Annotated in this window: 25 protein-coding genes; 7 read left to right on the top strand and 18 right to left on the bottom strand. The window is 71.5% G+C overall.

Translation table 11 applies throughout. The features are described from left to right. Positions 1-322: 322 nt before the first annotated feature. From gspF to gspG, 11 genes are all read right to left on the bottom strand, one after another. Positions 323-1,540 (bottom strand): type II secretion system inner membrane protein GspF, encoded by a 1,218-nt coding sequence (gene gspF / locus ACWTPI_RS18655; RefSeq protein ID WP_059410836.1) that lies wholly within the window; start codon positions 1,538-1,540, stop codon positions 323-325. Positions 1,541-1,560: 20 nt separating this feature from the next. Further along, entirely contained in the window at positions 1,561-3,087 is a 1,527-nt protein-coding gene (gene gspE / locus ACWTPI_RS18650) for a type II secretion system ATPase GspE (protein ID WP_059410835.1), read from the bottom strand. An 8-nt stretch (positions 3,088-3,095) separates the two neighbouring features. Continuing rightward, complete coding sequence (gene gspD / locus ACWTPI_RS18645; protein ID WP_454732306.1) at positions 3,096-5,576, bottom strand: type II secretion system secretin GspD; 2,481 nt, start codon at positions 5,574-5,576, stop codon at positions 3,096-3,098. Between the two features lie 52 nt (positions 5,577-5,628). Further along, on the bottom strand, positions 5,629-6,453 hold the full coding sequence (locus ACWTPI_RS18640) for a type II secretion system protein N (RefSeq protein WP_020205831.1): 825 nt from the start codon (positions 6,451-6,453) through the stop codon (positions 5,629-5,631). Next, complete coding sequence (locus ACWTPI_RS18635) at positions 6,453-7,046, bottom strand: type II secretion system protein M (RefSeq protein ID WP_020205832.1); 594 nt, start codon at positions 7,044-7,046, stop codon at positions 6,453-6,455. Before ACWTPI_RS18635 ends, ACWTPI_RS18640 begins: the two co-directional genes overlap by 1 nt. 23 nt (positions 7,047-7,069) lie before the next feature. Next, complete coding sequence (gene gspL, locus ACWTPI_RS18630; RefSeq protein WP_454732305.1) at positions 7,070-8,467, bottom strand: type II secretion system protein GspL; 1,398 nt, start codon at positions 8,465-8,467, stop codon at positions 7,070-7,072. Positions 8,468-8,832: 365 nt separating this feature from the next. After that, a complete protein-coding gene (gspK, locus tag ACWTPI_RS18625; protein ID WP_059410833.1) occupies positions 8,833-9,882 on the bottom strand; it encodes a type II secretion system minor pseudopilin GspK in 1,050 nt (349 codons plus the stop codon). Next, positions 9,879-10,604 (bottom strand): PulJ/GspJ family protein, encoded by a 726-nt coding sequence (locus ACWTPI_RS18620; RefSeq protein WP_059410832.1) that lies wholly within the window; start codon positions 10,602-10,604, stop codon positions 9,879-9,881. Before ACWTPI_RS18620 ends, gspK begins: the two co-directional genes overlap by 4 nt. Next, the gene (gspI, locus tag ACWTPI_RS18615) at positions 10,582-10,992 is read right to left on the bottom strand and encodes a type II secretion system minor pseudopilin GspI (protein ID WP_020205836.1); all 411 of its coding nucleotides are present in this window, start codon (positions 10,990-10,992) and stop codon (positions 10,582-10,584) included. The genes ACWTPI_RS18620 and gspI overlap by 23 nt, the downstream gene beginning before the upstream one ends. After that, positions 10,989-11,480 (bottom strand): GspH/FimT family pseudopilin, encoded by a 492-nt coding sequence (locus ACWTPI_RS18610; RefSeq protein ID WP_454732304.1) that lies wholly within the window; start codon positions 11,478-11,480, stop codon positions 10,989-10,991. The genes gspI and ACWTPI_RS18610 overlap by 4 nt, the downstream gene beginning before the upstream one ends. Before the next feature lie 36 nt (positions 11,481-11,516). Then, positions 11,517-11,996 (bottom strand): type II secretion system major pseudopilin GspG, encoded by a 480-nt coding sequence (gspG, locus tag ACWTPI_RS18605; RefSeq protein ID WP_029044209.1) that lies wholly within the window; start codon positions 11,994-11,996, stop codon positions 11,517-11,519. A gap of 254 nt (positions 11,997-12,250) precedes the next feature. On the opposite strand from gspG, the gene ACWTPI_RS18600 reads away from it, so the two are divergent. The 3 genes from ACWTPI_RS18600 to ACWTPI_RS18590 all read left to right on the top strand — a co-directional run bounded on the left by ACWTPI_RS18600 (position 12,251) and on the right by ACWTPI_RS18590 (position 14,501). Further along, on the top strand, positions 12,251-12,874 hold the full coding sequence (locus ACWTPI_RS18600) for a hypothetical protein (RefSeq protein WP_020205839.1): 624 nt from the start codon (positions 12,251-12,253) through the stop codon (positions 12,872-12,874). A 153-nt stretch (positions 12,875-13,027) separates the two neighbouring features. Beyond that, positions 13,028-13,603, top strand: a complete 576-nt coding sequence (locus ACWTPI_RS18595; protein WP_020205840.1) for an EF-hand domain-containing protein — start codon at positions 13,028-13,030, stop codon at positions 13,601-13,603. 406 nt (positions 13,604-14,009) lie between these two features. Continuing rightward, on the top strand, positions 14,010-14,501 hold the full coding sequence (locus ACWTPI_RS18590) for an Lrp/AsnC family transcriptional regulator (protein WP_059410856.1): 492 nt from the start codon (positions 14,010-14,012) through the stop codon (positions 14,499-14,501). A 109-nt stretch (positions 14,502-14,610) separates the two neighbouring features. Here the strand turns inward: ACWTPI_RS18590 and ACWTPI_RS18585 are convergent, their stop codons facing one another. Next, entirely contained in the window at positions 14,611-15,309 is a 699-nt protein-coding gene (locus ACWTPI_RS18585) for a GNAT family N-acetyltransferase (protein ID WP_020205842.1), read from the bottom strand. Between the two features lie 455 nt (positions 15,310-15,764). On the opposite strand from ACWTPI_RS18585, the gene kefF reads away from it, so the two are divergent. Continuing rightward, a complete protein-coding gene (gene kefF, locus ACWTPI_RS18580; RefSeq protein ID WP_020205843.1) occupies positions 15,765-16,319 on the top strand; it encodes a glutathione-regulated potassium-efflux system oxidoreductase KefF in 555 nt (184 codons plus the stop codon). A 9-nt stretch (positions 16,320-16,328) separates the two neighbouring features. Then, on the top strand, positions 16,329-18,152 hold the full coding sequence (kefC, locus tag ACWTPI_RS18575; protein ID WP_059410831.1) for a glutathione-regulated potassium-efflux system protein KefC: 1,824 nt from the start codon (positions 16,329-16,331) through the stop codon (positions 18,150-18,152). A gap of 30 nt (positions 18,153-18,182) precedes the next feature. Here the strand turns inward: kefC and ACWTPI_RS18570 are convergent, their stop codons facing one another. The 3 genes from ACWTPI_RS18570 to ACWTPI_RS18560 all read right to left on the bottom strand — a co-directional run bounded on the left by ACWTPI_RS18570 (position 18,183) and on the right by ACWTPI_RS18560 (position 21,392). Continuing rightward, entirely contained in the window at positions 18,183-18,800 is a 618-nt protein-coding gene (locus ACWTPI_RS18570; RefSeq protein WP_059410830.1) for a TetR/AcrR family transcriptional regulator, read from the bottom strand. A 70-nt stretch (positions 18,801-18,870) separates the two neighbouring features. Continuing rightward, positions 18,871-19,665 (bottom strand): DUF1835 domain-containing protein, encoded by a 795-nt coding sequence (locus tag ACWTPI_RS18565; protein ID WP_020205846.1) that lies wholly within the window; start codon positions 19,663-19,665, stop codon positions 18,871-18,873. A gap of 158 nt (positions 19,666-19,823) precedes the next feature. Next, positions 19,824-21,392 (bottom strand): tetratricopeptide repeat protein, encoded by a 1,569-nt coding sequence (locus ACWTPI_RS18560; RefSeq protein ID WP_059410829.1) that lies wholly within the window; start codon positions 21,390-21,392, stop codon positions 19,824-19,826. A gap of 188 nt (positions 21,393-21,580) precedes the next feature. On the opposite strand from ACWTPI_RS18560, the gene ACWTPI_RS18555 reads away from it, so the two are divergent. Then, positions 21,581-21,748 carry a hypothetical protein gene (locus ACWTPI_RS18555; protein WP_020205848.1) on the top strand — a complete coding sequence of 56 codons (168 nt, stop codon included), beginning with the start codon at positions 21,581-21,583 and terminating at the stop codon, positions 21,746-21,748. 158 nt (positions 21,749-21,906) lie between these two features. Further along, complete coding sequence (locus ACWTPI_RS18550) at positions 21,907-22,377, top strand: universal stress protein (RefSeq protein ID WP_020205849.1); 471 nt, start codon at positions 21,907-21,909, stop codon at positions 22,375-22,377. Positions 22,378-22,443: 66 nt separating this feature from the next. Here the strand turns inward: ACWTPI_RS18550 and ACWTPI_RS18545 are convergent, their stop codons facing one another. The 3 genes from ACWTPI_RS18545 to ACWTPI_RS18535 all read right to left on the bottom strand — a co-directional run bounded on the left by ACWTPI_RS18545 (position 22,444) and on the right by ACWTPI_RS18535 (position 26,701). Beyond that, positions 22,444-22,722, bottom strand: coding sequence for a DUF1488 family protein (locus ACWTPI_RS18545; protein WP_020205850.1), 279 nt, complete (start codon positions 22,720-22,722; stop codon positions 22,444-22,446). Between the two features lie 118 nt (positions 22,723-22,840). Continuing rightward, the gene (locus ACWTPI_RS18540; protein ID WP_454732303.1) at positions 22,841-24,988 is read right to left on the bottom strand and encodes an FUSC family protein; all 2,148 of its coding nucleotides are present in this window, start codon (positions 24,986-24,988) and stop codon (positions 22,841-22,843) included. Positions 24,989-25,453: 465 nt separating this feature from the next. Next, complete coding sequence (locus tag ACWTPI_RS18535) at positions 25,454-26,701, bottom strand: nucleoside recognition domain-containing protein (protein WP_454732302.1); 1,248 nt, start codon at positions 26,699-26,701, stop codon at positions 25,454-25,456. Between the last annotated feature and the right edge of the window lie 284 nt (positions 26,702-26,985).

Genomic DNA, 26,985 nt, shown 5'->3' with positions numbered 1-26,985 from the left:
CCGTCGAAGAAGCCGCCGAAGAAGCGCCGGCGGCCGAACCGAAGGCCAAGCCCAAGGCCAAAGCCAAGCCCAAGGCACCGGCCAAGAAGGTCGCCGCGCCCGCCAAGAAGGCGCCGGCTGCGAAGAAGGCCGCGCCCGCCAAGACGGCCGCGCCTGCCAAGACGGCCGCCAAGAAAGCCGCCGAACCGGCAGCCAAGAAGGCCCCGGCCAAGCGCGCACCGAAGAAGACCGCCAAGGCCGCCGAATAAGCGGTCCCGCACCACCCCTGTCGGAAAAACGGCGCCGCAAGGCGCCGTTTTACGTTGTGGGCAAAGCCGGCCCGCTACCGCACCAGCTGGTTGATCTCGATGATCGGCATCAGCACCGCCAGCACGATCAGCAGCACCACCACGCCCATGCTCAGGATCAGCAGCGGCTCCAGCAGGCTGGTGAGGAACATCGTGCGCCGCTCCAGTTCCTGGCCTTCGCCCTCGGCCGCGCGCTCGAGCATGATCGGCAGGTTGCCGGTGGCCTCGCCCGAGCGGATCAGGTGCACCAGCACCGGCGGGAACTGGTTCTGCGCGGCCAGCGCGCGCGCCAGCGAGGCGCCTTCGCGCACGCGCGTGGTGGCGTCGTCCACGTTGTCCTTGAGCGCCACGTTGGTCAGCGTCTCGCCGGCGGCCTGCAGGCTGCGCAGGATGGGCACGCCGGCCGACACCAGGATGGCCAGCGTGCTGGCGAAGCGCGCGGTGTCGTAGCCGCGGATCAGCTTGCCCACCAGCGGCGCGGTCAGCAGCCAGCGGTGCCACGACAGCCGCACGCCGGGCTGGCGCAGCAGGCTGCGGATGCCGAGCGACACCGCGACGATGAAGGCCAGCGCGGCCCACCACCAGTTGCGCACGAAATCCGACAGCGCCAGCATGATGATGGTCAGCGTGGGCAGCTTCTGCTTGGTGTTGGCGAACACGCTCACCACCTGCGGCACCACGTAGGAGAGCAGGAAGATCACGATGGCGAAGGCCACCACGGTGACGATGGCCGGGTAGGTGAAGGCCAGCCGGATCTTGGAGGTCAGCGTGTTGCGCGTCTCGATGTAGTCGGCCAGCTTTTCCAGCACCAGGCCGAGGTGGCCGGAGTGCTCGCCGGCCGAGACCAGCGCGCGGTAGATGTCGGGGAAGTCGCGCGGATGCTGCTGCAGCGCCAGCGACAGCGAGCTGCCGCCCATCACCTCGGCGCGGATGCCGGCCAGCAGCTCGTGCACGTAGCGGCGCTCGGCCTGGTCGGCCAGCGCGGCCAGCGCCTCGTCCAGCGGCAGGCCGGCCACGATCAGGCTGGCGAGCTGGCGCGTGAACAGCGCCTGCTCCTGGGTGGACAGGCGCCGCACGAAGGACGCCGTGCTGCTCTTCTGCACGCCGCCCGCGCCGGCCAGCGGATCCACGTTGAGCGGCGTGAGGCCGCGCGCGCGCAACTGGCCGCGCGCCTGCTTGGGGCTGTCGGCCTCGATCACGCCGCGGTCGGTCTTGCCGGCGGCGTCGACGGCCTCGTAACGGTAGGCGGGCATGGCTGGTTTCCGTGTCCGGGCTAGTCGCGCGTCACGCGCAGGACTTCTTCCAGCGCGGTGGCGCCGCTGTCGATCCAGCGCTGCGCGTCGCCGCGCATGGTGTGCATGCCGCGCGCCAGCGCCGCCTGCTTGATCTCGGATTCGGGCGACTGGCGGTGGATCATGGTGCGGATCTCGTCGTCGACGGTGAGCAGCTCGTACACGCCCATGCGGCCCTGGTAGCCGGAGTGGCCGCACTTGTCGCAGCCCACCGCGTGCCACACGCGCTGCAGCGGCTTGCCCTGCGCGAGCAGGGCGCCGGCTTCCTCGGGTGTGACTTCGATCACTTCCTCGCGCTTGCAGTGCGCGCACAGGCGGCGTACCAGCCGCTGCGCCAGCACGCCGAGCAGCGACGACGACAGCAGGAACGGCTCGATGCCCATGTCGACCAGCCGCGTCACCGCGGAAGCCGAATCGTTGGTGTGCAGCGTGGCCAGCACGAGGTGGCCGGTGAGCGAGGCCTGCACCGCGATCTGCGCGGTCTCGAGGTCGCGGATCTCGCCGATCATCACCACGTCCGGGTCCTGGCGCAGGATGGCCCGCAGCGCCTTGCCGAAGGTCATGTCGATGCGCGGGTTGACCTGGGTCTGGCCGATGCCGTCGAGGTCGTACTCGATCGGGTCCTCCACCGTCATGATGTTGGTGGTGCGCGAATCGAGCCGCGACAGCGCGGCGTACAGCGTGGTGGTCTTGCCCGAGCCGGTCGGGCCCGTGACCAGCACGATGCCGTGCGGCTGGCGGATCAGGTCGTCGAAGCCGCGCAGCGTGCCCGGCGCCATGCCGAGCTTGGCCAGGTCGAGGCGGCCCGCTTCCTTGTCCAGCAGGCGCAGCACCGCGCGCTCGCCGTGGCCGGTGGGCAGCGTGGAGACGCGCACGTCCACCGGGCGGCCGCCCACGCGCAGCGTGATGCGGCCGTCCTGCGGCAGGCGCTTCTCGGCGATGTCGAGCTGGGCCATGATCTTGATGCGCGAGATCAGCGCGCCGTGCAGCGCCTTCTTCGGGCGCACCACGTCGCGCAGCGTGCCGTCCACGCGGAAGCGCACCACCGAGGACGACTCGAACGGCTCGATGTGGATGTCGGAGGCGCCTTCGCGCGCGGCCTGCGTGAGCAGCGCGTTGATCATGCGGATGATGGGCGCGTCGTCCTCGGACTCGAGCAGGTCCTCCACGGCCGGGATGTCCTGCATCAGGCGCGACAGGTCGACCTCGCCTTCCACCTCGCCCACCACCTGCGCGGCGCTGCCGCTGTCCTGGCGGTTGTAGGCCTCGGACATGGCCAGTTCGAGCGCCTCGGGCGTCAGCACGCGCAGGCGCAGCGGCCCGTGCACGCGCGTGAGCTCGGCCAGCGCCGCCGGCGAGGTGCCGCTGCTGACCCACACTTCCAGCCCGTCGGCGCGCTGGTGCGCGATCAGCAGGCGCGCCTCGCGCGCGAAGCCGTAGGGCACCAGGCGCGCGGCCAGGGTCGAGGGCGGCTCCGGCGGCGCGGCAGGGGCGGTGCTAGTTGGCATGGCGTGTCTCAGTTCGCCCCGCGCGCGGCGTCCACCGTCGCGTTGCCGAGATGGATGCCCGGCGGCAGCGGGGTAGCGTCGGGCGCGCCACCGGCCGCGCCGGCGGCGCTGGCCTGGCCCCGCGCGCCGGCATTGTCGGACGCGCCCGGCACGGGCTGCTGGCGCGTGAGCGGCAGCGTCTGCTCCAGCGGCAGCGGGCCCGGCACCGGGCCGCGCGAACGCGGGTCGACGAACGGCGCGGCCGGCGCGTCGGCCGGCGGCAGCACCGGCGTGTTGGTGTCGCGCGTCATGGTGTTGGGCGAGACGTAGCCCTGCTGCAGCCCGCGGATGTAGTCGTAGCGGTCCTGCGTGAGGCGGTCGGTGGCGCCGGCGGTGCGCATCACGTAGGGGCGCAGGAACACCAGCAGGTTGGTCTTGCCGCGGTTCTTGTTCTCGTAGCGGAACAGGCCGCCGATCCACGGCAGGTCGCCCAGGCCGGGCACCTTCTGCACGCCGTCGCCGTAGGTGTCCTCGATCAGGCCGCCGAGCACGATGATCTGGCCGTCGTCCACCAGCACGTTGGTCTCGATCGAGCGCACGTTGGTGGTCGGGCCCTGCGTCAGGGTGGCGGTGCCCGCCACCACCGAGGACGACTCCTGGTAGATCTGCATCTTGACCAGCCCGCCGTCGGTGATCTGCGGCTTGACCCGCAGCGTGATGCCGACGTCCTTGCGGTCGAAGGTCTGGAACGGCGTGACCGAGGCCGAGCTGCCGGTCTGCGCGTAGGAGCCGGTAGTGATCGGGATGTTCTGGCCGATCAGGATCTTGGCTTCCTCGTTCTCCAGCGTGATCAGGTTCGGCGTGGACAGCAGGTTGACGCTGCCGTCGGTGCCCAGCGCGCGCAGCAGCGCGCCCAGGCCGACGGCCTTGTTGACGATGCCGAGATTCAGGCCGGCCAGGTCCGGCACCAGCCCCGACGCCGAGGCGATCGCCGAGGTGCCGTTGGCGGCGATGCCGGCCACGGCGCCGGTCAGGTTGATGATGTTCTGGCCGCCGGTGCCGAAGTTGGTGCCGGCGAACACGTTGGTGTTGTTGCCGCTGGAGCTGAGCAGGCCCTGCCACTGGATGCCGAGCTGCCCGGTCTGGGTGGACGACACCTCCACGATCATCGATTCGATGTAGACCTGCGCGCGGCGCAGGTCGAGGTCGTCGATCACGGCGCGCAGGTTGCGGTAGACCGGCTCGCTGGCGGTGATGATGAGCGAGTTGGTGGACGGGTCGGCCTGGATGATGCCGCCGGTGGTCGGCAGGTTGTTGGTGGCGAACGAGGCCGAGAAGGCCGAGCCGCCGCCCGAGCCGAAGCCCGATCCCGAGCCGGACCCGTAGCTGCTGCTGCCGCTGCTGCGCGAGCCCGTGGTGCCGCCGCTGTACTGGCCGCTGGTGGACGTGGAGGTATTGAGCAGGCCGCCGGCGCCCGTGCTGCCCGTGCCGCCCGCGCCCTGCTGGCTGGTGCTGAACGAGCTGTCGGCGGCGACGATGGCGCGCAGCGTCTGCGCCAGCTTGGTGGCGTCGGCGTTCTTGAGCGGCACCACCCAGATGTTGCCGGGCCGCGCATAGGGCTGGTCGAGCCTCTCGATGAGCTGGCGCGCCTGCTGCAGGCGCGCGCGGCTGGGCGCGCGGACCATCAGCGAGTTGCTGCGCGGCTCGGCCACCACGGTGGTGCGCAGGCTGGCGTCCACGCCCGGCGCGCCGCCCGCGGTGCCGCCCGCGGCGGCCGGGTCCATCAGCTTCTGCAGCACCAGCGCGGTGTCGCTGGCGATGGCGTTCTTGAGCGGCACCAGCTCGACCTCGCCCGAGGCCGGCGCGTCGATGGCGGCGATGATGCGGGCCAGGCGCTGCAGGTTCTCGGCGTAGTCGGTGATGACCAGCGTGTTGTTGCCCGGATAGGCGGTGATGGTGTTGTTGGGCGCGATCATCGGCCGCAGCACCGGCACCAGGTTGTTGGCCGACTCGTAGTTGAGGCGGAACACCTGGGTCACCACCTGGTCGCCGCGCGAGCGGCCGCCGCTGACCACGATCGGCGAGCCCTGCAGCTTGGCGTCGGCTTCCGGCACCACCTTGGTGAAGCCGTTGCTCTCGACCATCGCGTAGCCCTGCATGCGCAGCACCGAGCCGAGCGTCTCCAGCGCCTGCGAGCGCGACACCGGCTGCTCCGTCACCAGGTTCACCGAGCCCTTCACGCGCGGGTCGATCACGAAGTTCTTGCCGGTGGCCTGCCCGACCGCCTTCACCACCGATTCGAGATCGGCGTTGACGAAGTTGAGCACGACCTGGTCGCGGTTGCGCGGGGTCAGGTCCGGCGGCTGGCCGGGCTGGGCCGGCTGCGCGGACGCGGGGACCGGTTGCTGGGCCCACAGCGGCGCCGGCGCCAGCAGGGAGAGGCCGCACAGCAGCGCGGTCGCGCGGGCGCAGCAGGTCTTGAACGAAGGTCGTAGGGCTTGGGTTTTCATAATCGGTTCCGGGCTGCGGGGGCGGTGCGCACGGGCGCACCGGCCGCCTGGGTCAGAAGCGCAGCCGTGTCACATTGTCCTCACGTCGTCCCAGCAGGCTCAACAGGCCCACCAATTGCGCGGCGGCGTCGGGGTCGGCATTGGCCGTGCCCTCGAAGCGCGCCTGGCGGCCCAGGGTGCCGCTGCCTCGCAGGTGCAGCGGCCCGGCAAGGGTTGTCAGTTCCAGCTTGCCGGCGGCGCCGGCCCAGTCGATCTCGGCCCGGTAGCTGCCCAGCGGGCGCACCCGGCTGACGGCCGATGATACTTGCTCGAGGCGCAGCGTCAGGTGGCCGTTCAGGCCGCCGCCGCCCTGGCCCGCGCCGCGGAAGAAGCGGCCCTGCAGCATGGACCAGTCGAGCCGCATCCGGCCGTCCGGGCGCAGCGTGTTGAACGGCGCGCCCACGCCTTCGAGCAGCGACGCCGGCAGCCGGATGGCGCCGGCCTGCGCGCTCCAGCCCAGCGGCGTGACGGCCACGCCGACCGGGCTGCTCATCGCCTCCGAGTGCGTCACCGCCAGGCGCAGGGTGCCGCCGAGCAGCGGCCAGAACGCCACCGACCATTGCAGCCGCCCGGGCAGCACGGTGGCGGTCTCGCTGCCGGCGCCGGCGGACAGCGCCAGCGTGGCGCTGCCGTGCCACAGCGAGCCCTCGGCGTCGGCCAGCAGCACGCGGCGCTGGCTCCGGCTGGCGATGCCGTCGGCGATCCAGGCCGCCGGAAACGCCGCCAGCACGGTCAGCGCGACCGTGGCCAGGCCCAGCGCGAGCCAGCCCACGCTGCGCCAGCCGCGCGGGCGGCGCACGCCGCGGCGGGCCAGCCGGAGGGCCTCGAGGCGCGCCATCAGCCGCGCCCGCCGGGGCTGGCGGCCGGACCTTGCAGGGTGGCCGTGACGTTCACCAGCGCGGTGGCGCCTACGTAGACGATGCGGGTTTCGGTGATCTTGAGCCGCTGCTGCTGGCGCACGTCCTGCAACCAGCCCGCCACCGCGCCGAACGGCACCTTGTCGAGCTGGAGCTGCACGCCGCTGTCGCCGGTGCTGGCCAGCCGCGTGGCCTTGAGGCCGTGCTGGGCCAGGCTGTCCTGCAGCGCCTGCGAGAGCGCCTCGCCGCGCAGCGACGGCGCCGGGCTGGCGGACAGGCTGCGCGCTTCCTGCGCCAGCGTCTCCATCTCGGCGAGGTCGGTGCGCAGCTGCGGCAGGCTGCGCTGCAGCCGGGCGCGGCCGTCGGCGGCGGGCTCCCACAGCACGGTGTAGCCGATCACCAGCGCCAGCACGGCGCTGCCGGCGGCGAGGATGGCCTGCTCGCGCGGATTGCGCGCCGACCAGAACGCCTGGAAGCGCTCCTGCCAGCGCTGCGGCACGCGCGGGCGCAGGCGCGCCAGCCGTTCGGCGGTGCGGCGGCGGGCGGCGGCGGGCTGGGATGCGGTCTGTTTCATCGGGTTCACTTGGCGGGGCGCGCTCACAGGCTGGGCTTGATCGACCAGCGCGTGCCGGCCGGCGCGTTGCCGCGCGCGGCGTCGGGCTGGCTGTCGTCCGGCTCCATCGCCAGCCCGGACTGGCGCGCCGCGCTGCGCAGCGCCTCGGTGTTGGTGCCGGGCTTGAGGGTGGCGAACAGGGTGCGGCCGCGGTATTCGAGCGCCAGCAGGGCGTCCGGCGCGAGCTGGCGGGCGGCCTGGCCGAAGCGGTCGGCCAGCGGCAGGAAGTCGTCGGGCGTGCTGCGGCCGCTGGCCAGGCGCAGCTGGTCGACCTGGCGGCGCATCTGCAGCGGCGGGTCGATCACCACCGGGATCTGCGGGAAGGCGCTGCGCAGCGCCTGTTCCTGGCCTGCCAGCAGGCGCTTTTCTTCCTGGCCGAGCATCAGCCACTGCGCGTTCATGCCGACCAGCTGCACCAGCAGCAGGCCGGCGGCCAGCGCCAGCGGCAGGCGCCAGGCCAGCAGGTTCCAGCGGTCGGCGCGGCCCTGGGCGAATTCGAACTGGGCCAGGTCGAGCGTGGGGTCGAGCAGGCTGGCCTGCGCGCCCGCGATCCACACCGGCCAGCCGAGCGCGCGCGCGCCCGGCGGCGCGGCCTGGGCGAGCGCTTCCGGCGCGGCGTACCAGTCGCCCGCCGGCGCCAGCGCCTGCCAGGCGCCGAGCGCGTCGTCGCCGAGCAGCAGGCCGTAGCCGGCGTGCTCGCCGCTGCGCACGGTCAGTTGCCAGAAGCGGGAGGCTGGCGCGGGCGCGGGCACGGCCGGCGCGCCTTCGGCTTCGAACAGGGGCGAGGCGCTGGTCAGGGTGGCGGCTTCGAGCGCCAGCGCGGCCATCGGCGCGGCGGCGGCGCTTTCGGCGTCGTCTTCGTCCTGCGGCAGCGGCGCCGGCAGCGGCAGGCACAACTGCGCCGGCAGCACGTGGCGGCGGCGGTGGCGGTGCCCGGCGAAGGCGTCCATCACCGCGCGCAGCCAGGCGCGGTCGGCCACCATCAGCAGGCGCTTGCGGGCGCCTGCGGCGGCCTTGGCGACGGGCGCGTCCAGCGCCGGGCCGACCGCGATGTGGCTGAGCTGGGCGTCGGCGGCCAGCACGTCTTCCACCAGGTTGGGCAGCGCCAGCTTGAGGCGCGCCGGCGCCAGCGGCGGCACCGTGGCCGGGGTGAGCAATACGTCGCTGGCGGCCATGATCAGGACCAGGCGCTCGGCGGCGGGCAATTCGGCGATGGGAGCGTGGCCTTCGCGCAACAACTGCGGCGCCGCCTGGACGCCCTGGCGGCGGCCACGGCCGGTGGCGGCCGCGCGCACCAGCGCGAACGGCAGCGAGCCGAAGTGCCAGGGTTGCGGCTGATCGTGCGGCCTGTGCGGCAGGCGGACGTACAGGGTGGTGCTCAAGATTTCCTTGCTACAGCGCCAGCAACGGCGTCAATGAACGATGGCGGGGGAACAGGCGGCCCGCGCGGCGGAGCGCTCCGCTGCGCGAAAGACGCCGGCTGCGATGCTGCCGGCGGCACTGGACAGGCGAAGAAGCGCAAGACCTTGGACTACCGCTTCCGCCGGGCCGGAGCATACCTTGCCTGTGTGACGAATTGGCGTCAATACGTATCTGTATGACGGCCGCTCTCAAACGCCCGCCAGCCCCGGCTGCAGGCGCCTTTGGCGGCAGTTGGCGGGCCTCCCTGCGGGGCCTTTCCGGTTCCCTTTCTGGCCCCCTTTCCTGCCGTTTCTCAGTACCCCTCCGGCACCCTCCCGCGGCGGACTCAGCGCTGCTCCGGCATGCGGTCGAGGTCGCGCACCCACACCACCCGCGTGGTGTTGGCATTGCCCATTACTTCGCCGCGGTAGACCAGCGACACCTGCATGCGGGTGGCGCGCTCGTGGCGGATCAGGCCGTAGACCAGGAAATAGTGGGTGCGCACGTCGAGCGTGCTGGTGGCGCTGTTGGGGTCGGCCTGTGGCGCCAGCGTGCGCAACTGCGATTGCAGGTCGGTGATGTTGTTGAAATAGGCGCGGTCGCGCTGGCGCACCAGTTCACGCGCGCGGTCCAGCGGCAGCTTGTCGATCACCGCGGACAGCACCTCGGCCTCGGCGGTGTTGCCGTTGACCAGCGTGCGTTCGGGCAGCAGGTCGACGAAGGGCTCGAGCGCGGCCACGATGTTCGGCGTGTAGCCCGGGATGGCGAGCAGGTCGTCGATGCCGTCGGGCGCGCGCAGGCCCGGCCGGCCGCCGCCGTCACCATCGCCGCCGCTGCTGCCGCTGCCCATCGCCGCGCTGGCCAGGTAGCGCGCGGTGGGATCGGCCAGCGCGGCGTTCAGGCCGAGCGTCTGCAGCAGGCGGCGGTAGACCGCCACGCCGGAGGGGTCGATGGTGGCGATGCGGCCCTGCGACTCGCTGGTGCTCCACAGCACCAGGTTGCTGAGGTTGAAGCGGGCCTGGGCGTCCTGGATGCGGCCCGAGAGGAAGGAGGTCTCGCCTTCCTGGTCGGTGCGCAGCGCGGCACCGAGGAAATCCGACAGCCGGGTCTCGGCGATGGGCACGGCCCAGGGCTCGCCGAGCTGGTCCACGCTGGTGCGGCGCTGGTCGTCGCGCAGGATCAGGCGGGCCCAGTCGACCGCGGCGCGCTCGATCCAGGTGGCCTGGGCTAGCAGGCGCTGGTTCTCGATCGAGCGGATCTGCACCTGCTGGCGCCACAGCATGCCGGACACGATCACCACCGCCAGCGTCACCACCAGCAGCGCCGTGACCACGGCCGCGCCGCGCTGGCGGCGCGGCGCGCGGCGGCGGACGGGAAAGGGCGGGCGCTTGCTCATAGGCCGGTCATGCAGATCTTCTGGAAATAGCGCGGCGCGTCGCCGTCGCCCATGCGCGCCGAGAGGCTCAGCTCGATGGCGCGCACCGCCGTGGCGGCCACGCCGAGGCTGGCGCCGGCAGCGGAGGCGGCCGCCGCGCTGGCGCTGGCATTGCCGCTGAGCAGGGCCGCGGCGATGCGGCCGTTCTCCGACTGCCAGCCGCCCGGCTCGACCCACGCGCGCGCGGTCAGGCCGTCGGCGTCGCCGACCAGCGGGCGCATCAGGTTGCCGCCGCCGCCGGGCTGGCGCAGCGCCTGCAGCGCGGCCTGCACCGCGCCGCGGCTGTCCGCCGGCGGGCTGGCCGCGCGCACCACGGTGTCGCCGTCGAGGCGGTAGGCCACCACCTGCCACTCGGTGGGGCGGCCTTCGTCGCGGCGGTCGCGCACCATCAGCAACTGGCCGGTGCCGATCTCGACCGGGCTGCGCTGCAGCAGCACCGGGCTGGAGAGGTGCTCGCAGTCGGACTGGAACTGCCCGTACAGCAGCTTGAGCGTGTTGAGGCGCTGGTCGTGGTCGGTCAGGCGCTCGCGGCTGCGCGTCATGGCGTCCAGGCCGCGCCAGGCGATGACGGCGATCACCGCCAGCAGGGTGATGGCCACCAGCATTTCCAGCAGCGTGAAGCCGCGCGTGCCCGCGCGCGGGCACGGCCGGGGCCGCCGTTCAGAGCAGGTTGCGCGTTTCATTGGGGACGATGGTGACGAGCCAGGCCAGGCGCACGGATTTGTCGGCGTCCGACGGATAGACCGCGATCTCGACGCGGCGGAACGACGGGTTGGGCGTGCCCGAGACGGTTTCCTCGCAGTACAGCAGCACGCCGCCCTGCGGGCAGGCGTAGCCGCGCGTGCCCGGTTCGGGCCAGGTCTTGGACAGGCGCAGCGTGGCGAGGTGGTTCTCGGCGCTCCACTCGGCCAGCATGCGCGTCTGCAGCGCGCTGCCGGCCTCGATCATCGAGCCCATCGCGCGCATGGCGGCGGTCAGCGCCACGGCCAGGATAGTCAGCGCGACCAGCACTTCGATCAGGGTGAAGCCGCGCCGGGCGCGGCGCGGGCGGCGGGTGGAGCGGGGCGTCATGGCATGCTGGCGAAATAGCGGCCGGTGCCGTCGCCGGCCACGTCCACGCGGGTGTCGCCGCGCACCAGCACCACATGCTGGGGACCGTCGATCAGCTCGCGCCCGAACACCAGTCGCGTGCCGTTGTTGCCGCGGCCGCCTTCGGTCACGGCCACGTTGTCCAGGCGCAGGCGCCAGCTGGTGGGGGCGAACACATCGGTGGCGAGCGGCGTCCAGCCGGCCGGCGTGGCCTGCAGGAAGTGCCAGCCGGTGACGTCGGCCTCCCAGGCGATCGGGCGCGCGCGCAGTTGCGCTTCCTCCTGCGCCAGCTCGAACAGGCGCGCGATGCGCTGGCCGTCGTCGAGCACGCGGCCGCGCTCGTTGGGCGAGGCGTTGACGGCCACCAGCGAGATCACGATGCCGGCGATCACCATCACCACCAGCAATTCCAGCAGCGTGAAGCCGTGGCTGCCGGGCTGGCGCCGGCGGCCTTGCGGCCTGGGGGTCATGGCTGCACGCCTGCCGCGTTCATGGACGATGCGTCCTTATTCCCAGTTGCCGATGTCGGCGTCGTTGGCGCTGCCGCCGGCCTGGCCGTCGGCGCCGAAGCTGAACACGTCGATCTCGCCGCGCACGCCCGGGTTCAGGTACTGGTAGGGATGGCCCCAGGGATCCTTGGGCAGCTTTTCCAGGTAGCCGCCGCCCTTCCAGTTGTTGGGGATGGGCTCGGTGGTGGGGCGGGCCACCAGCGCGGCCAGGCCCTGCTCGGTGGTGGGATAGCGGCTGTTGTCGAGGCGGTACAGCTTGAGCGCCTGCATGATCGAGGAGATGTCCTGGCGCGCGGCGACGATGCGGGCCTCGTCGGGGCGGCTCATGATCTTCGGCACCACCAGCGCGGCCAGCACGCCGAGGATCACGATCACGACCATGATTTCGATCAGGGTGAAGCCGCGCGCCTGGCGGCGGGAAGGGCAACGGGACGGGCGGCGGAAAGAATCAGAGAAACTGGCAGCGAACCTACGCATCATGGATAGCCTATTTGGAATATCTGGTGCAGCGTCCCGGACCTCGAACGCGGGGGCGCTGCGGCTGGCCGGACAGTATAACCGCCACTTGATGACGGCTTTGTGAGCGCATGCTCGCACGGACGGCCCGGTGCGGGCATGCGCGGGCCGGCCGCCGCCAGGGCGCCGCGCGGGCGAGGGGCAGACAGTTGTCATGCGGCTCTGGTAGGCTTGGCGCTTTCCCGTCCTTGCAGCCCCATCCCGTGCAACTTTCCATGCGGCCCGCCTTTCGTTTCGACCCGGCCGGACTCTGGCTGCCGCGCCTGGCGGCGCTCGTGCTGTTCGTCGCGCTGTGCGCGCTGGCCACGCGCTGGGTCCTGACCTTCAGCGCGATGAAGACCATCGCCGTGCCGCGCACCGCGCGCGTGGCGCAGACCGAGGCGGTGGAGACCGGCGCCGCCGGCACGCTGTTCGGCGGCGCGGCGCAGTCGGGCGTGCGCGACGTGCAGCTGATCGGCGTGGTCGCCGAGATCGGCGGCGGCAGTGCCAACGTCGGCAACGGCGGCGCGGCGATCCTCTCGCTCGACGGCGGCCCGCCCAAGGCCGTGCGCGCGGGCACCGCGCTGTCGCCGCAACTGCGGCTGGTGGAGATCCGCGACCGCGGCGTGGTGATCGAGCGCAACGGCGTGCGCCAGGAGATCGCGCTGCCGGTGCCGGCCATCGTCACGCGCGGCCCGGCGGCGCCCGCCCAGCCGGCGCTGCCGGCCGGCGCCGCGGCACCGCTGTCCACGCCGATGCCGGTGCCGGCGATGCCCGCGCCGATGCCGGCTCCCGCGCCGCCGCCGCAGTCCGCCCAGCCCGCCGGCGTGCCGGGCGAGCCGGCTTCCGCCAAGGACTGAGCCGCGGCCGATTATTTACCAATGCTTTCAGCGGTTTACGGGAACGCCACCCAACTGTGAGCCGCGTAACAACGTATTAGAGGATCCAACTTTCGCCCCCGTCATGCGTTCTAATCGTTACCAGTCCACCTGAGACGAAAAAGGAGCAAAGACATGCAAGGCAATCTCAAGACGCGTTCGATCCGGAATTTCATGGCCGCTTCGGCGGTGTTCCTGGCGATGGGCGGCACGGCTTTCGCCCAGACCGCGGCACCCGCGCCGGCGGCGCCGGCCCCGGGCGCGCCGGCCATGCAAGGCGGCATGCGCCACCACATGGAGCACGGCGGCATGTGGATGAAGTCGATCGACACCGACGGCGACGGCGCCATCTCCAAGGCGGAGGCCGACGCGCTGTTCGACAAGATCGACACCAACCACGACGGCAAGCTCGACAAGAGCGAGCTGGCGGCCTACCACAAGGCCGGGATGGAACAGCGCCGCGCGGCGATGCAGGCCGACTTCGAGGCCCGCTTCAAGGCGGCCGACAAGAACGGCGACGGCGCGCTGACCAAGGCCGAGGTCCAGGCCGGCTTCCCGCGCCTGGCGCGGCGCTTCGACCAGCTCGACGCCAATCACGACGGCAAGCTGACGATGGACGAGATCCGCGCCGCCATGCAGAAGATGCACGACCAATGGCGCCAGCACGGCAACCGCGGCGGCGCCTCGGCCCCGTCGAGCCGCGGCGGCTGATCCGGCCCCGGCGGCGATCCCGCGGCGCTCCGGCGCCGCGGGCACGGGAAAGCGCGACCCTTCGGGGCCGCGCTTTTTTTCGTGGTGCCGGCCCCGGCGCTGGTGGCCTTGGCACCATCCTTGCCTTCCCAACGCTCGCGCCCCGGGCGCCCAGTTCCAGTGCACGGCGGCGCGCCGCGGCGGCATCTTGCACCCGGAAGGCCACCGCGCCGGTGCCGGGAGGCGGGGCGCCAGCGATCGGAATGGAGGGTTGTGGCCGCCGCGCGGGAGGGGCGCGGCGCGGCGAGGGGGGAGAATGACGGCAGGCACAAGGTCCGGAAGCACACAAAAAATTGCATACTTGTGCACAGCTTGCTAAATTTGCGCAAAAAAATTGCCGTCAAACATATTGCGGAGCAACAATATCGTGAGCAAGGTGGAACTGGACAAGATCGACAGGAAGATCCTGGAGGTATTGCAGACCAACGGGAGACTGACCAACCTGGAAGTGGCCGAGCGCGTGAACCTGTCGCCGAGCCCTTGCCTGAGGCGCATCCGGCGGCTGGAGGAGATCGGCGTGATCCGCCAGTACGCGGCGCTGCTGGAGCCGGGCAGGATCGGGCTGGGGCTGCTGGCCTACATCAACGTGCGGCTGGAGAAGCACGGCGGCGCGCCCAAGGGCAAGGCGCCGCTGGACCTGTTCCGCGCCGCCATCGCGATCTGGCCGGAGGTGGCCGCGTGCCACGCGATGACCGGGGAGATGGACCTGCTGCTGAAGGTCTACGTGGAAGACATGGAGCACTTCGCGCGCTTCATGAAGGACCACCTGCTGGCGCATCCGGCGGTGATCGACGTGCGCTCGAGCTTTGCGCTGGAATGCATCAAGGACACCACCGCGCTGCCGGTGGCGGGCAACTGAGCGCAATCGGGCGCCGCGGCGCGGTTGGTGCGGTTGATGCGATCGGCGCGGCACCAATGAAAATGGCGCGCCGGGCGGGCGCGCCATCGGGGCCGGGGCGGCAGCGGCGTCAGGCCGTGCGTTTTTGCGGCAGCATCGAGCGCCAGAAGCGCAGGCCGAAGCGGCGCGCGTCGCGCAGGTTGCGGCGGACCATGTAGTCGAGGTCGGCCACCTGCTCGTCGAGCGCCTCGGTCAGGCGGCTGACGGTGTCGGCGGGCGGCAGTTCCAGGTAGGCATCGGCCTCGCCGTAGGCGTACTGCACCTTCATGCCGGCCTTCTTGGCGATGTGCATCATGGCGGCGTTGCGCGACAGGCAGTGCATGTACAGCGTGCGCACGTTGCTGTTGCGGCCGTGCATGGCGGCGCGCTCGAACAGCGCGCTGCCGATGCCGCGCCCGCGCGCGCTCTGCGACACCGACACGCCGAACTCGGCCACGCGGCCCTGGCTGTTGTCGCGCAGGTTGGCGAAGTGGCCCACGCCGATCAGTTCGAGGTGCTCGTCGTAGACGCCGAACACGGTGTCGTGGTCGAAGTCGATGCTGTCGACATAGGCCTCGATCACATGGTCGCCAACCGACTGGCCAAAACGGAGCAGGCGATCCTCCTCGCCCAGGGCGAGGAAATGCTTGAGCAGACGCGAGCGGTGATGCGCAGCCAGCTCGCGCACCAGCGTGGTGGGGCGATGCGAGGCGTGCGCGGCTGCGGATGCGCGGCGGAGATCTTCGTCGGATACGGCCCCGACGGCCTTGCTCAGTTCGAGCGGATTCACTTTGTTTTCCTTGCGACGTATTCAGGTATAAAAATAGCACTCAGCAGGTGTCAGGCCACGCACTTTCGGCGCCGGGCCGGGCAAGGCGGGCAAAAAAGCCCGAAAAGCCTGGCCCAAGGGCAAACACTATCTTGCTGCATTGCAAAAAGTATTGTAGTGGAATTGTCAGCCTGACGTAAGGTTCGGGGGCGATCCAATTGGTTGTATTTTGTAATTTTTGTGTATCTCCAATGAAATCAAAGACTTGACGTGTGCTTCATGATGCCGCAGGGTGCCGGGCATGTGGATTTGTTGCAACGCCGCATAATGCTATGCCCGCATCGCCGCCCGGCGGCGGCGCCGATGCCGCGGCCCGGGGAGGGTCCCGGGCGCGGCCGCATGTGAGTCTCTGTTCTCTTCAATGCCGGCGATGCCGCGGTTCCGGACCGCGCGCCGCACGTTTTCCAGGATTTTTCGTGGACCCAAAGGCCGAGCCCCCGATTCTCGTCATCTATGCCCATCCCAGGCCGCGCCTGTCGCGCGTCAACCGGCCGCTGGCCTCGGCCTTGCAGGCCCTGCCCGCCGTCACCGTGCACGATCTCTACCTCCGCTATACCGATTACGACATCGACGTGGTCGCGGAGCAGCGCGCGCTGGCGCGCGCCGCCACGCTGGTGCTGCAGTTCCCGGTGCAGTGGTACAGCATGCCGGCGCTGCTCAAGCTCTGGATGGACGAGGTGCTGGAGAGCGGCTGGGCCTACGGACCGGGCGGCACCGCGCTGCGCGGCAAGTCCCTGCTGGTGGTGGCCAGCACCGGCGGCCACGCCGATTCCTACGGGCCCGAGGGCACGCACGGCCACGGCATCGACGAATACATGCTGCCGCTGGCGCAGACCGCCGTGCTGTGCGGCATGAACTGGCTGGCGCCGCTGGTGCTGCATGACGCCAACCAGGTGGACCAGGACGCGCTGGCCGGGCATATCGCCCGCGTGTCCGGCGTGCTCGGCGCCGCCGGCGCCGTCGCCGGCTGAGGGGGCGCCGTGGAACAACACGATTTCCTGGTGGCCCTGGTGGTCTTCCTGGTCGCCGCGGTGGTGGCGGTGCCGCTGGCCCGCCGCTTCGGGCTGGGCGCGGTGCTGGGCTACCTGCTGGCCGGCGTGGCGATCGGCCCGTGGGCGCTGCGCCTCGTCACCAACGTCGAGGCCATCCTGCATTTCTCCGAGTTCGGCGTGGTGCTGATGATGTTCGTGATCGGCCTGGAGCTGGAGCCGAAGAAGCTGTGGGAACTGCGCCGCGTGATCTTCGGTTACGGCGGCGCGCAGATGGCGGCCTGCGCGGTGCTGATCGGCGGCGCCGCGACGCTGGTGGGCGCGCCGTGGCAGGTGGCGCTGGTGGCGGGGCTCGGGCTGGCGCTGTCGTCCACCGCCATCGCGCTGGCCACGCTGACCGAGCGCAACCTGTTCGGCACCCCGGCCGGCGCCGCCGGCTTCGGCATCCTGCTGTTCCAGGACATCGCCGCGATCCCGATGATCGCGCTGCTGCCGCTGCTCGCGGCGCAGGGCGCGCAGGCCGGCACCGCCGCGGCGGCGGGCGCGGCGGGCTGGCTCGGCGCGGCCAAGGCGGTCGGCGTGATCGGCGCCGTGGTGGTGGGCGGGCGCTACCTGGTGCGCCCGGCGCTGAACTTCATCGCGCGCACCGACATGCGCGAGATGTTCACCGCCTTCGCGCTGCTGCTGGTGGTGGGCATCGCGCTGATGATGGACGCGGTGGGCCTGTCGATGGCGCTGGGCACCTTCCTGGCCGGCGTGCTGCTGGCGGACTCCGAGTACCGGCACGCGCTCGAGGCCGACCTGGAGCCGTTCAAGGGCCTGCTGCTGGGGCTGTTCTTCATGGCGGTCGGCATGTCGATCGATTTCGGCGTGCTGATGCAGGCGCCGGTCATGGTGGCGGCGCTGGTGGCCGGGCTGGTGGTGCTCAAGACCGCCATGCTGACCTTGCTGGCGCCGCGCTTCGGCATTGCGCGCGGCCAGCGGCTGCTGTTCGCGCTGCTGATCTCGCAGGGCGGCGAGTTCGCCTTCGTGGTGTTCGGCGTGGCCGGCGGCGCCGGCCTGCTGCCGCCGCGCACCGAGGCGCTGCTGGTGCTGGTGGTGGCGCTGTCGATGGTGGCCACGCCGCTGCTGCTGCTGGGCTACGACCGGCTGGTGGCGCCGCACCTGGCGCGCCTGGCGCGGCGCCCGGACGACGTGATCGAGCCGCAGGACAACCCGGTGCTGATCGCCGGCTTCGGCCGCTTCGGCCAGATCATCGGCCGCCTGCTCTACGCGCAGGGCATCGGCGTCACCGTGCTGGACCACGATCCCGACCAGATCGAGTTCCTGCGCCGCTACGACTTCAAGGTGTTCTACGGCGACGCCACGCGCATGGACCTGCTCGAGTCCGCCGGCGCCGAGCGCGCGCGCATCCTGGTGGTGGCCATCGACGGCATGGAGGACAGCCTGGCGCTGATCGACAACGTGCGCAAGCGCTTCCCGCACCTGCGCATCTACGCGCGGGCGCGCCACGTCTCGCACGTCTACCAGCTCAAGGATCGCGGCGTGGAGCTGTTCGAGCGCGAGATGTTCGAGGGATCGCTGCGGCTCGGCCGCAGCGTGCTGGAGGGGCTGGGCTACGACCCGGTCGAGGCGCGCTCGGTGGCGCTCCGCTTCCGCCGCCACAACATCGCCGCCATCGAACGCTTCTACCCGCACTACACCGACCAGAAGAAGCTGGTCTCGCTGGCGCGCCAGGCGCGCGACGAGCTCGAGGAAATGTTCCGCCAGGACCGCGACCAGCGCCGGCGCCGGGAGGAAGAGGACTGGTCCTGACTGGTGACGGGCCGGCGGGCGCGCCGCGCGCTAGGCGGCCTCCCGCGGCGCGCCCGGCAGGCCGCCCGCGAGCAGGTCGATCACCATCTCGGCGAAGTCGGCGTAGGACAGCTTGCCGCCCGGCTTGAGCCAGGTGAAGGTCCAGTTGATCATGCCGAACACCGTCATGGTCAGCGCCGCCTGGTTGTCGCGGTTGACGCGCTCCGGGTAGGCGCGGCGCAACTGGCGCGAGAAGGCGGCCACCACGTCGCGCTCGCGCTTGAGGATCTGGTCGCGCTGCTCGTCGGCCAGGAACTTGACGTCGTTGACGAGCGCGACGTGGCGGGTTTGCGAGGTCTCGTACTCGGCCAGGAACGCGCGGATCAGGCTGGCGAAGGTTTCCTGCTCGCTGCTGCCGCGGCGTCCGGCCTCGGCTTCCACCTCGGCCACGATCAGCATCAGCCGGCGCGTGTAGCGGTCGAGCAGGTCGAACAGGATCGCTTCCTTGCTCTCGTAGTAGTGGTACAGGCGCGCCTTGGAGGTGCCGCAGGCGGCGGCGAGGTCGGCCATCGAGGTGCTGGGGTAGCTGCTGGCGGCAAACGCGGCGGCGGCCAGGTCCAGTATCTGCTCGCGCTGCGCCTCGAAATCGGGTGCCTTGGTACGGGCCATGTAACGTCCGCTTGTATCCGCTTGTCTTGGGCTTGTGGTCGGCTTGGGGTCGGCTCGGGGGCTTGCGGCCTTATTCGCCGCCGGCGGACGGATTGCGGCGCAGCTCGCAGGTCTGCAGCGAATCGGCATTGCCGCGCAGCACCAGCTGCCCGGCGCCGATCAGCTCGCGGCAGCGCCAGAACACGAACCAGTCGCTGGCCAGCAGGCCTTCGATGGCGCCCATCACGGCGTCCACCACCTGCGCGGCCGGCGCCCATTCCTGCGGGGCGCGCTCCAGGATCACGTCGTCCACCGAGTGGTAGGCGGCGGGCACCAGCGTGTTGCCCTTCCACAGCCGCACGTCGGCGTTTTCCTTGACGTTCTGCTGCCACTCGTAGCCCAGCCGGCCCAGGCGCAGCACCGAGACCGGCGCGATGGTGGAAAAGCGCCGCGCCAGGCGGGCCGCGGGATACATGCCGATGGAGGCCAGGTTGCCGTGCGCGGGCGTCTCGAGCTCGCGCAGGTCCATCGCCACCTCGTTGATGCGCTGCGGCGACTGGTACAGATGGAACACCACCCGGCGCAGCATCAACTGGTCCGAGGCGCTCTGGCCATGCCAGATGGCGATCTCGGTCTCTTCCTTGCGCAGGGCATGCAATTGGTCCAGCGCCTGCTGCATCTCGGCGGCGAAGTCGATGTCGCTGCGCGGCGCCACGCGCTGCCAGAAGCCGGAGCGGATGAGGCCGCTGCCGTCGACGTCGGCGATCGGGCCGACGGCGAGGTCGTCGCGCAGCACGACGACCGGGTCGGGCCGGGCGGCCTGGGCCAGAGCTTGCCGCAGCGTATTGCCCGCTACGTCACCGTTGACGACATGGATATATTGCATGGCGTGATTGTATATGGATGCGCGGCGCGGCTGCTTCCATTTTAATCACGCGTGCGTGTGCGCCCGCACGGCCGGGCGTTCCCGCGCGGGCCGCCGCCGCGCGTCCGGCGAGGACGTGGCGGGCACGGGAGGCGCACGTTGTTCTCGTCCTCGCCCGCCTAGCCGCGCGGCGCGTCCCGCAGCAGGGCCGCGAGCGCCGCGCCGAGCTCGGCCAGCGCGCCGCCCCAGTCGCGCATCGCGGGCTGGCGGAACAGGCGCATGCCCGGATACCACGGCGAGTCCGCGCGCCCGAGCAGCCAGCGCCAGTCGGGCGAGTACGGCAGCAGCAGCCAGACCGGCTTGCCGAGCGCGCCGGCCAGGTGGGCGACGGCGGTGTCGACGCTGATGACCAGGTCGAGGTTGTCGATGAGGGCGGCGGTGTCGGCGAAGCTGGCGAGTTCGCCCGAGACGTCCAGCAGTTGCGGCAGCGCCGCGAGCGCGGCGCGGTCGGCCTCGCGCAGGTCTTTCTGCAGGCAGACGAAGCTGGCGTCGCCGGCCAGCAGCGGCCCCAGCTGCTCCAGTTTCAGCGAGCGGTTGCGGTCGTTGCGGTGCCAGGTGCTGCCCGACCAGGCCACGCCGATGCGCGGCCGGCGGCCGCCGGCGGGGCTGGCATCCAGCCGCGCGCGCCACGCCGCGCTGCGTTCCGGGTCCGCGCGCAGGTAGGGCGCCGGCGGAATGGTCGCGAGGCTGGTGCGGAAGGCGAGCGGCAGGCTCATCAGCGGGCAATGGCAGTCGAACGCCGGCAGCGGATCGCCCTCGGCGACCAGCTCGGCGACGCCTGGAAAGCCCTGCAGCAGCGGCACCAGCGCCGGCTGCACCTGCAGGATCACGCGCGCGCCCAGGGCCGCCACGGCCGGCACGTAGCGGACGAACTGGATGGTGTCGCCGAAGCCCTGCTCGTTGTGCAGCACGATGGTCTTGCCCGCCAGGCTGCCTTCGCCCAGCCACGGCTTGCCGGGCAGGCGGTGCACGGGGCTGCCGTCCAGCCAGCGCCATTCGTACTCGCGCCAGCCGTGCTCGAAGACGCCCGTCAGCAGGTTGGTCTGGGCGCGGTTGCAGCGCGCCAGCGCGTCGTTGGCGTTCAGCGTGACGGCCTTCTTGAAGTGGCGCATGGCTTCGTCGAAGCGGTGCAGGTCGCGCAGCGCCACGCCCAGGTTGACGTAGCCGCCGGAGAAATCGGGGCGCAGCTGGATGGCGCGCTGGTAGCACGCGATCTCTTCCTCGAAGCGGTCGATCTCGCCGAGCGCCTTGCCCTTGTTGTACAGCGCCTCGAAGCTGTCCGGGCGCAGCTTCAGGGCCGCGTCGAAGGCGGCCACGGCGGCCGTTCCGTCGCCGCGCGCGGCCAGGGACAGGCCGAGATCGTGATGGGCCTCGAAAAAGTACGGCCGCAACGCCAGCGCCTGCGAGAAGGCGGCGATGGCCGCGTCGTGCTCGCCCAGTTTCTGGCGCGCCACCGCCAGGTTGTAGTGCAGCTCGGGCGACGCCGCGCCGGCCTGCGCGGCGCTTTCGAGATGCGCCGCCGCGGCGCGGAAGTCGCCCTGGTTGCCCGCGGCCAGCCCCAGCAGCTCGAGGGCGCCGCCGTGGCCGGGCTGGTGCGCCAGCAGCGCTTCGAGCCCCGCGCGGGCGCCGGCGAAATCCCCCGCGGCGAGGGAACGGCGGGCTTGGTTGATGACTTGAGTCTGGTCCATTGGCAAACGCTTTGGCCGGGCGGCGTCGGGAAATCACGGCCGCGGCGGCAGTCTAAACATGGAAGGCCGCTGCGCCACGCCGGCCCTACCGCGCCCGCGCCGCCGATGCCCTGGAGGGAAACAGGGCCGGGCGCGGGCAGCGGACGGAGGGCGGCCGCGGCGGCGGCATCTTGAGCAAGGAGGCAATTATGCAATGCGCTTTCCCTGACAGGTACTGCGGCGCCAGGCTGTGCCGCCGCCTCGCCTGGCTCGCGGTGTGGCTCGTGCTGGCCGCGCTGGCGTTCCTGCCCCGGCCCGCCGGCGCCAGCAACGAGTTCGGCGTCCGCGGCGATGGCGTGCGCGGCATGCGGGTCTAAGATCCGCCGATTACCTCGACGCCGTGAACCGCGGCGACTCGCTGTGGGTGCGCGCGCCGGATGCGCAGACAAGTGCACTGCGAGGCGAGTAGTATCGATGGCGGCCGGCGCACTGGCGCCGGCATCACTTCCAGCGAATTCCCAAGGAGCGAACGGCAATGACGAATGCGGCATACAAGAAGATCGTGGTGGCGGTGGACGGCAGCGCCACCTCGGACCTGGCGCTGACCGAAGCGATCCGCCTGGCGGTCAGCGGCGAGGCGGAGGTGCTTGCCTTGTACGCGGTGGACAACAGCCAGATGCTGTTCGATGCCGCCTACTACGATCCGGCGCCCATCCAGCAGGCGCTGACCGAGAGCGGCGAACGCGCGCTCGCCGCGGCCGCCAAGCGGCTCGAAGCGCAAAAGGTGAAGCACGAAGTGCGTCTGGTGGAGCCGCAGACCTCGCTCGGCGACATCGCCGGGTCCATCAACGAAGCCGCGGCCCAGTGGGGCGCGGACGTGATCGTGATCGGCACTCACGGCCGGCGCGGCGTGCGCCGGCTGGTGCTGGGCAGCGTGGCGGAGTCGGTGATCCGCCAGGCCACCGTGCCGGTCCTGCTGGTGCGGGGCCAGGCGGCGGAAGGCTAGCAGCGGCGGCACGCGGGCAGGCTGCCCGCGCCGCCGTGCCTGCCCAGCGTATCTCGCCTGTCCGGCTTATCCGGCGAAGCGGATATGGCCGCTGCGCAGCACGATCTCCCTGGCCTGGGTCAGTTCGAACAGGCCCTGGGCAATGTGCTCGATGCGCTGCCGGTTGCTGGTGAAGGCGTGCACGAGATCCTCCTCGCGCGGCGAGCGCGCGCCGAAGTGCGTCTCGAGCGCTTCGGCCGTGATCGAGTAGAGCGTGGGCTTGCCGTTTACCGTGGCGGGGCAGGAAAGCGTCAGGCTGGCCGCGCAATAGGCGGGAACGCTGCGGGGAAACGAGATCTCGGGCATGGCGCGCCTCACAACGGTCGCTGAAGGATGCCACCATTCTAGGAGATCGCGCCGCCGGGCGATGCCGTGCCGGGGCGGGCGTGCTTGATTGCCGTCAATCCTGCCGCCAACCGCGCCGTCAGCCAGGATGGGGCACGCGCCGGCCGCCTGCCGCGGCAATGCCGGCCGCCAGCCGGCCCGCCGTGGCGACCGCCGCGTCGGCCGCGTCCGCCTGGGTGGCGGCGAAGGCGGCCTGCTCGAGCAGGAAGCGGTCCAGCGCCGGCACCGCCGCGCCGCCGGCCGGCTGCGCCGCGGCCGCGCGCGCCGGCCCGCCTTGGCCGGGATGCGCGGCCAGCGCCGAGAGCCGGCCCGCCAGCGTCTGCAACACCCCCTGCGTGGCGGGCAGCGGCGCGCCCGCGCCGGCTTCCGCTTCCAGCCCCGCGCGCACCACGCCGGCCAGCGCGGCCATGCGCCGCGCGGTCAGGTGCAGCCCGGCATAAGCCGCCGCCAGTTCGGGAAGGAGTTCGCCCTCAGCCTGTTGCAACGTGAGCTCGGCCCGCGCCGAGGTGCGGCCCGCGGCGATGCGCAGGCTTTCCAGGCGGGCGGGCGTGGGCGCGGGCGAGCGCGTGGGCGAGGTGGTGAAGGCCACGGCGCCGGCAAATGCCGCGCGCAGGTACGTCGCGTTGGCGGCGAGCGCCTCGAGGCCGTGCCGGCGCACCCGCGACAACTCGGCGCGCGGCGCCAGCACGTAGTAGCTGGCCAGCGCGATCAGGCAGCCGAGCGCCGTGTCGATGCCGCGCAGCGCCGCGAAGTGGCTGCTGTCTTCCGCCGGCGCCCCCACCCACGAGAACAGGATGACCGCCGGCGTCAGGAAGAAGGCGAACAGCGCCGGGCTGCCGGCGAGCCGGAAGATGTAGGCGGCGGCCAGGCACGCCGCGCTGATCGCCAGCGCCAGCGGTGCCGCCGGATGGGCCAGGCCGATCGCGCAGGCCATCAGCGCGCCCGCCAGCGAGCCCGCGAAGCGCAGGAACGAAATCCGGCGCGTGGTCTGCAACTGCGGGCTCAGCACCATGATGACGGTGACGGCCACCCAGTAGCCATGATCCACGCGCAGCAGTTGCGCGGGCAGCAGGCTCAGGCTGCCGGCCAGCGCTAGCCGCACGGCGTGGCGCGCCACGCGCGCGTCGCGCGCGGTGTGCTCGGCCAGGGTGGCGCGCCAGCGCTGCCAGCGCTGGCGGAAGGCCCGGCGCGGCCGCCGGTGCGCGCCGTGCCAGGCGGCAAAGGCCGGGTAGCGGGCCAGGGCGGCCAGCGCCGACTGGTAGAGGGCCGGCGCGGCGGCGTTGACCAGCGGCGCGTGCAGGCGCCGCAGCTCGTGGGCCAGCGCCGCGCACAGCGCAAGCAGGTCGGGCGTGCTGCGGGCCAGCGCTTCCTCCACCTGCAGGCGCAGGTCGGCGACGCAGCGCTGCAGGTGCTGCAGCGGCAGGGCGGTGGCGCCGACCTTGCCGGCGAGGGCCGGGAGCGCGGTGTCCATGCGGCCGCGCAGTTCGGCGGCGACGATCAGCAGCGCGAAGATCGCGTCGGCCAGGCTGACGACGTAGGCATAGCGCATCCGCGCAAGCGGGTCGCCCAGGCCGCGGCGCGCGCCGATCGCGAGATGCGCCGCCTCGATCCTTTCCCGGATGTCGCGCTTGCAGGCCGCCGCGTCGCCGACCGGGCCGGCGCCGGCAAGCTCGGTGGCAAAGCGCAGCAGCGCGTCGAAGACCGCCATCACCTCCGCGCGCGGGCGCCGGTCGGGCGCGGAACGGATCAACACCAGGCACATCAGGCAGGCGAATACGCCGCCGAGCAGGAATTCCTGGCTGCGCTCGAACACGCGCACGGCCAGTGTGGCATCGTCGACCGGCTGCAGGCAGGCGGCGATCAGGATCACGTAGAGCAGCTTGGCCGACAGGGCCGGCCCGGGCCCGCGGGTTTCCGCCAGGCCCGCGGCCAGCCCGGCGGCGGCAACCACGGCCAGCGCGGCCAGCGGGGAAGCGGCCACCGCCGCGCCCAGGGCACATGCGGCCGTGCCGCCCACGCCGACCGAGCCGAGGGCCGAGAGGCGGTCGCTGGCGGTGCCGGTGCGGTCCGCGAGGCAGGTCCAGAGCGAGGCCGTGGCCGCCCACAGGTAGCCCGGCTGGCCGGTCAGCCAGCCGATGCCGGCCAGGGCCAGGAACGAGAAGGCGTAGACCAGCCCCCGTTGCAGCATCGGGGTGTCGGGGCGGGGCAGGTGCAGCGCGGAAAACATGTCGACGAAAGCGGGGCGGGGGCGCCGGTGGGGTACGAACGATGGATCGACTCTAAGGCACGGGCATGTTGCGACGCAACATATCGCGCCCCCCGTCATGTTTCGCACCGCCTTGGTGCGAGCCTGCCTTGCTGCGGTGCGCAAAATACGCGCGCCGCGCCCGCATGGGGCAGGCTGGCCTCCAGACGCCGGTACATCGGCGTTTGAGCGCGAATTGCCGCCGCAGGGCCGAATTTCGGGCAAAAAAAACCCGCGCAGTTCATGCGCGGGTTGGAATCCACCGAGGTGGTGGAGGAGACAGACTCCACTATATACGATTTGTTGCGACGCACCAAGCGCGACGTTATTCAAGCGTGTATTGCTCCACAAACATGTTGCTTTTTCACAACGAAGCAGGGGCTGGCAATACAGAGGCTGGATTTTTCGTTCGATGCCTGCGGCCTTCGCCCGCTGGGAGTCGGGCACTCAGGTGAAGAACAGGTAGGCAATGGCCACCGCCGCGCAGAGGCCGGCAAAGTCGGCGAACAGGGCGCAGGCGAGCGCGTGCCGCGTATTGCGGATGTTGACGCTGCCGAAATAGACGGCCAGCACATAGAAGGTGGTTTCGGTCGAACCTTGGATGATGGCGGCGAGCTTGCCCTGGAACGAGGCCACGCCATAGGTATTCATCACATCGATCATCAGGCCGCGCGCGCCCGCGCCCGACAGGATCTTCATCAGGCCGACCGGCAGCGCGGGCACGAACGCGGTGTCCAGCCCCAGCCAGGCGACGCCGGCGGCGAGCCCTTTCATCAGCACGTCCATGCAGCCGGTCACGCGGAACAGGCCGATCGCCACCAGGATCGCCACCAGGTAGGGAATGATCTGCACGGCCACGCCGAAGCCGTCCTTGGCGCCGTCGACGAACGCATCGTAGACGTTGACGCGGCGCACGGCCCCGCAGACCAGGAACACCACGATCAGGGTGACGATGAATCCGCTGCCGGCCAGCGCCGTGATCGTGCTGACCTGCTCGGGCGGAGCATGGCGCAGCCACAGGAACAGTCCGCCCACGGCGGCGGCCAGCAGGCCGAAGGCGGCCAGCACGGCGGGCTTGAGCAGGTTGAGCCGCTGCGCCCAGGCCACGGCCAGCAGGCCGGCCACGCACGAGACGCAGGTGGCCAGCAAGGTGGGCAGGAAGATGTCGGCCGCGTTGAAGCCAGGCAGGCCCTGCTTGATGGCGATGGCCTGCCGCATGGCGATCACCGAGGTCGGGATCAGGGTCAGTCCGGCCGTGTTCAGCACGATGAACATGATCTGCGCGTTGCTGGCCGTATCCGGGCGCGTGTTCAGCGACTGCAGTTCCCGCATGGCGTTCAGGCCGAGCGGGGTGGCCGCGTTGTCCAGCCCGAGCATGTTCGCCGAGACGTTCATCATCATGGCGCCCTGTGCCGGATGGCCCTGCGGCACGCCGGGGAAGAAATGGCGCAGCAGGGGGCTGACGGCGCGCGCGAAGACGTCCACCACGCCGGCCCGCTCCCCGATCCGCATGATGCCGAGCCACAGGCTCATCATGCCGGCCAGCCCCAGCGAGATCTCGAACGCGGTGCGGGCGTTGTCGAACAGGCTGGCCAGCATCGCGGGGAACACCGTGGTGTCGCCGAGCGCCAGGCGCACGCAGGCGACGATGAAGGCAAGCAGGAAAAAAGACAGCCAGACGATATTCAGTGCCATCGATGCGCCGGGGTTTGGAGAGATTCAGCTTCGCGCATCATAGCGTGCCGGATGGGGCGCCCGGGCCGCGCGCGCGCCGGCCGCGCGGCGCTTGACCCCGCGCAAGGGCCGGGTGCATGGCGGCGCGCAAAAATGGCCTCGCGCCGGTATACAATGCGAACAATATCGCCGTCGCGGCATTGCCCTTCGGGGCAGCGCGGCGGTCCCAGATCCCTTTGACTACCGTCCGCGACGGCGTGCCTGCGCGGCTCGCCCGGCGACGGTGTCTTGCCGACCGAAGCCAG

It is taken from the genome of Cupriavidus ulmosensis (assembly GCF_977008105.1).
Note: the sequence above shows the minus strand (reverse complement) of the source record. Positions and strands in the feature narration are given on the sequence as shown.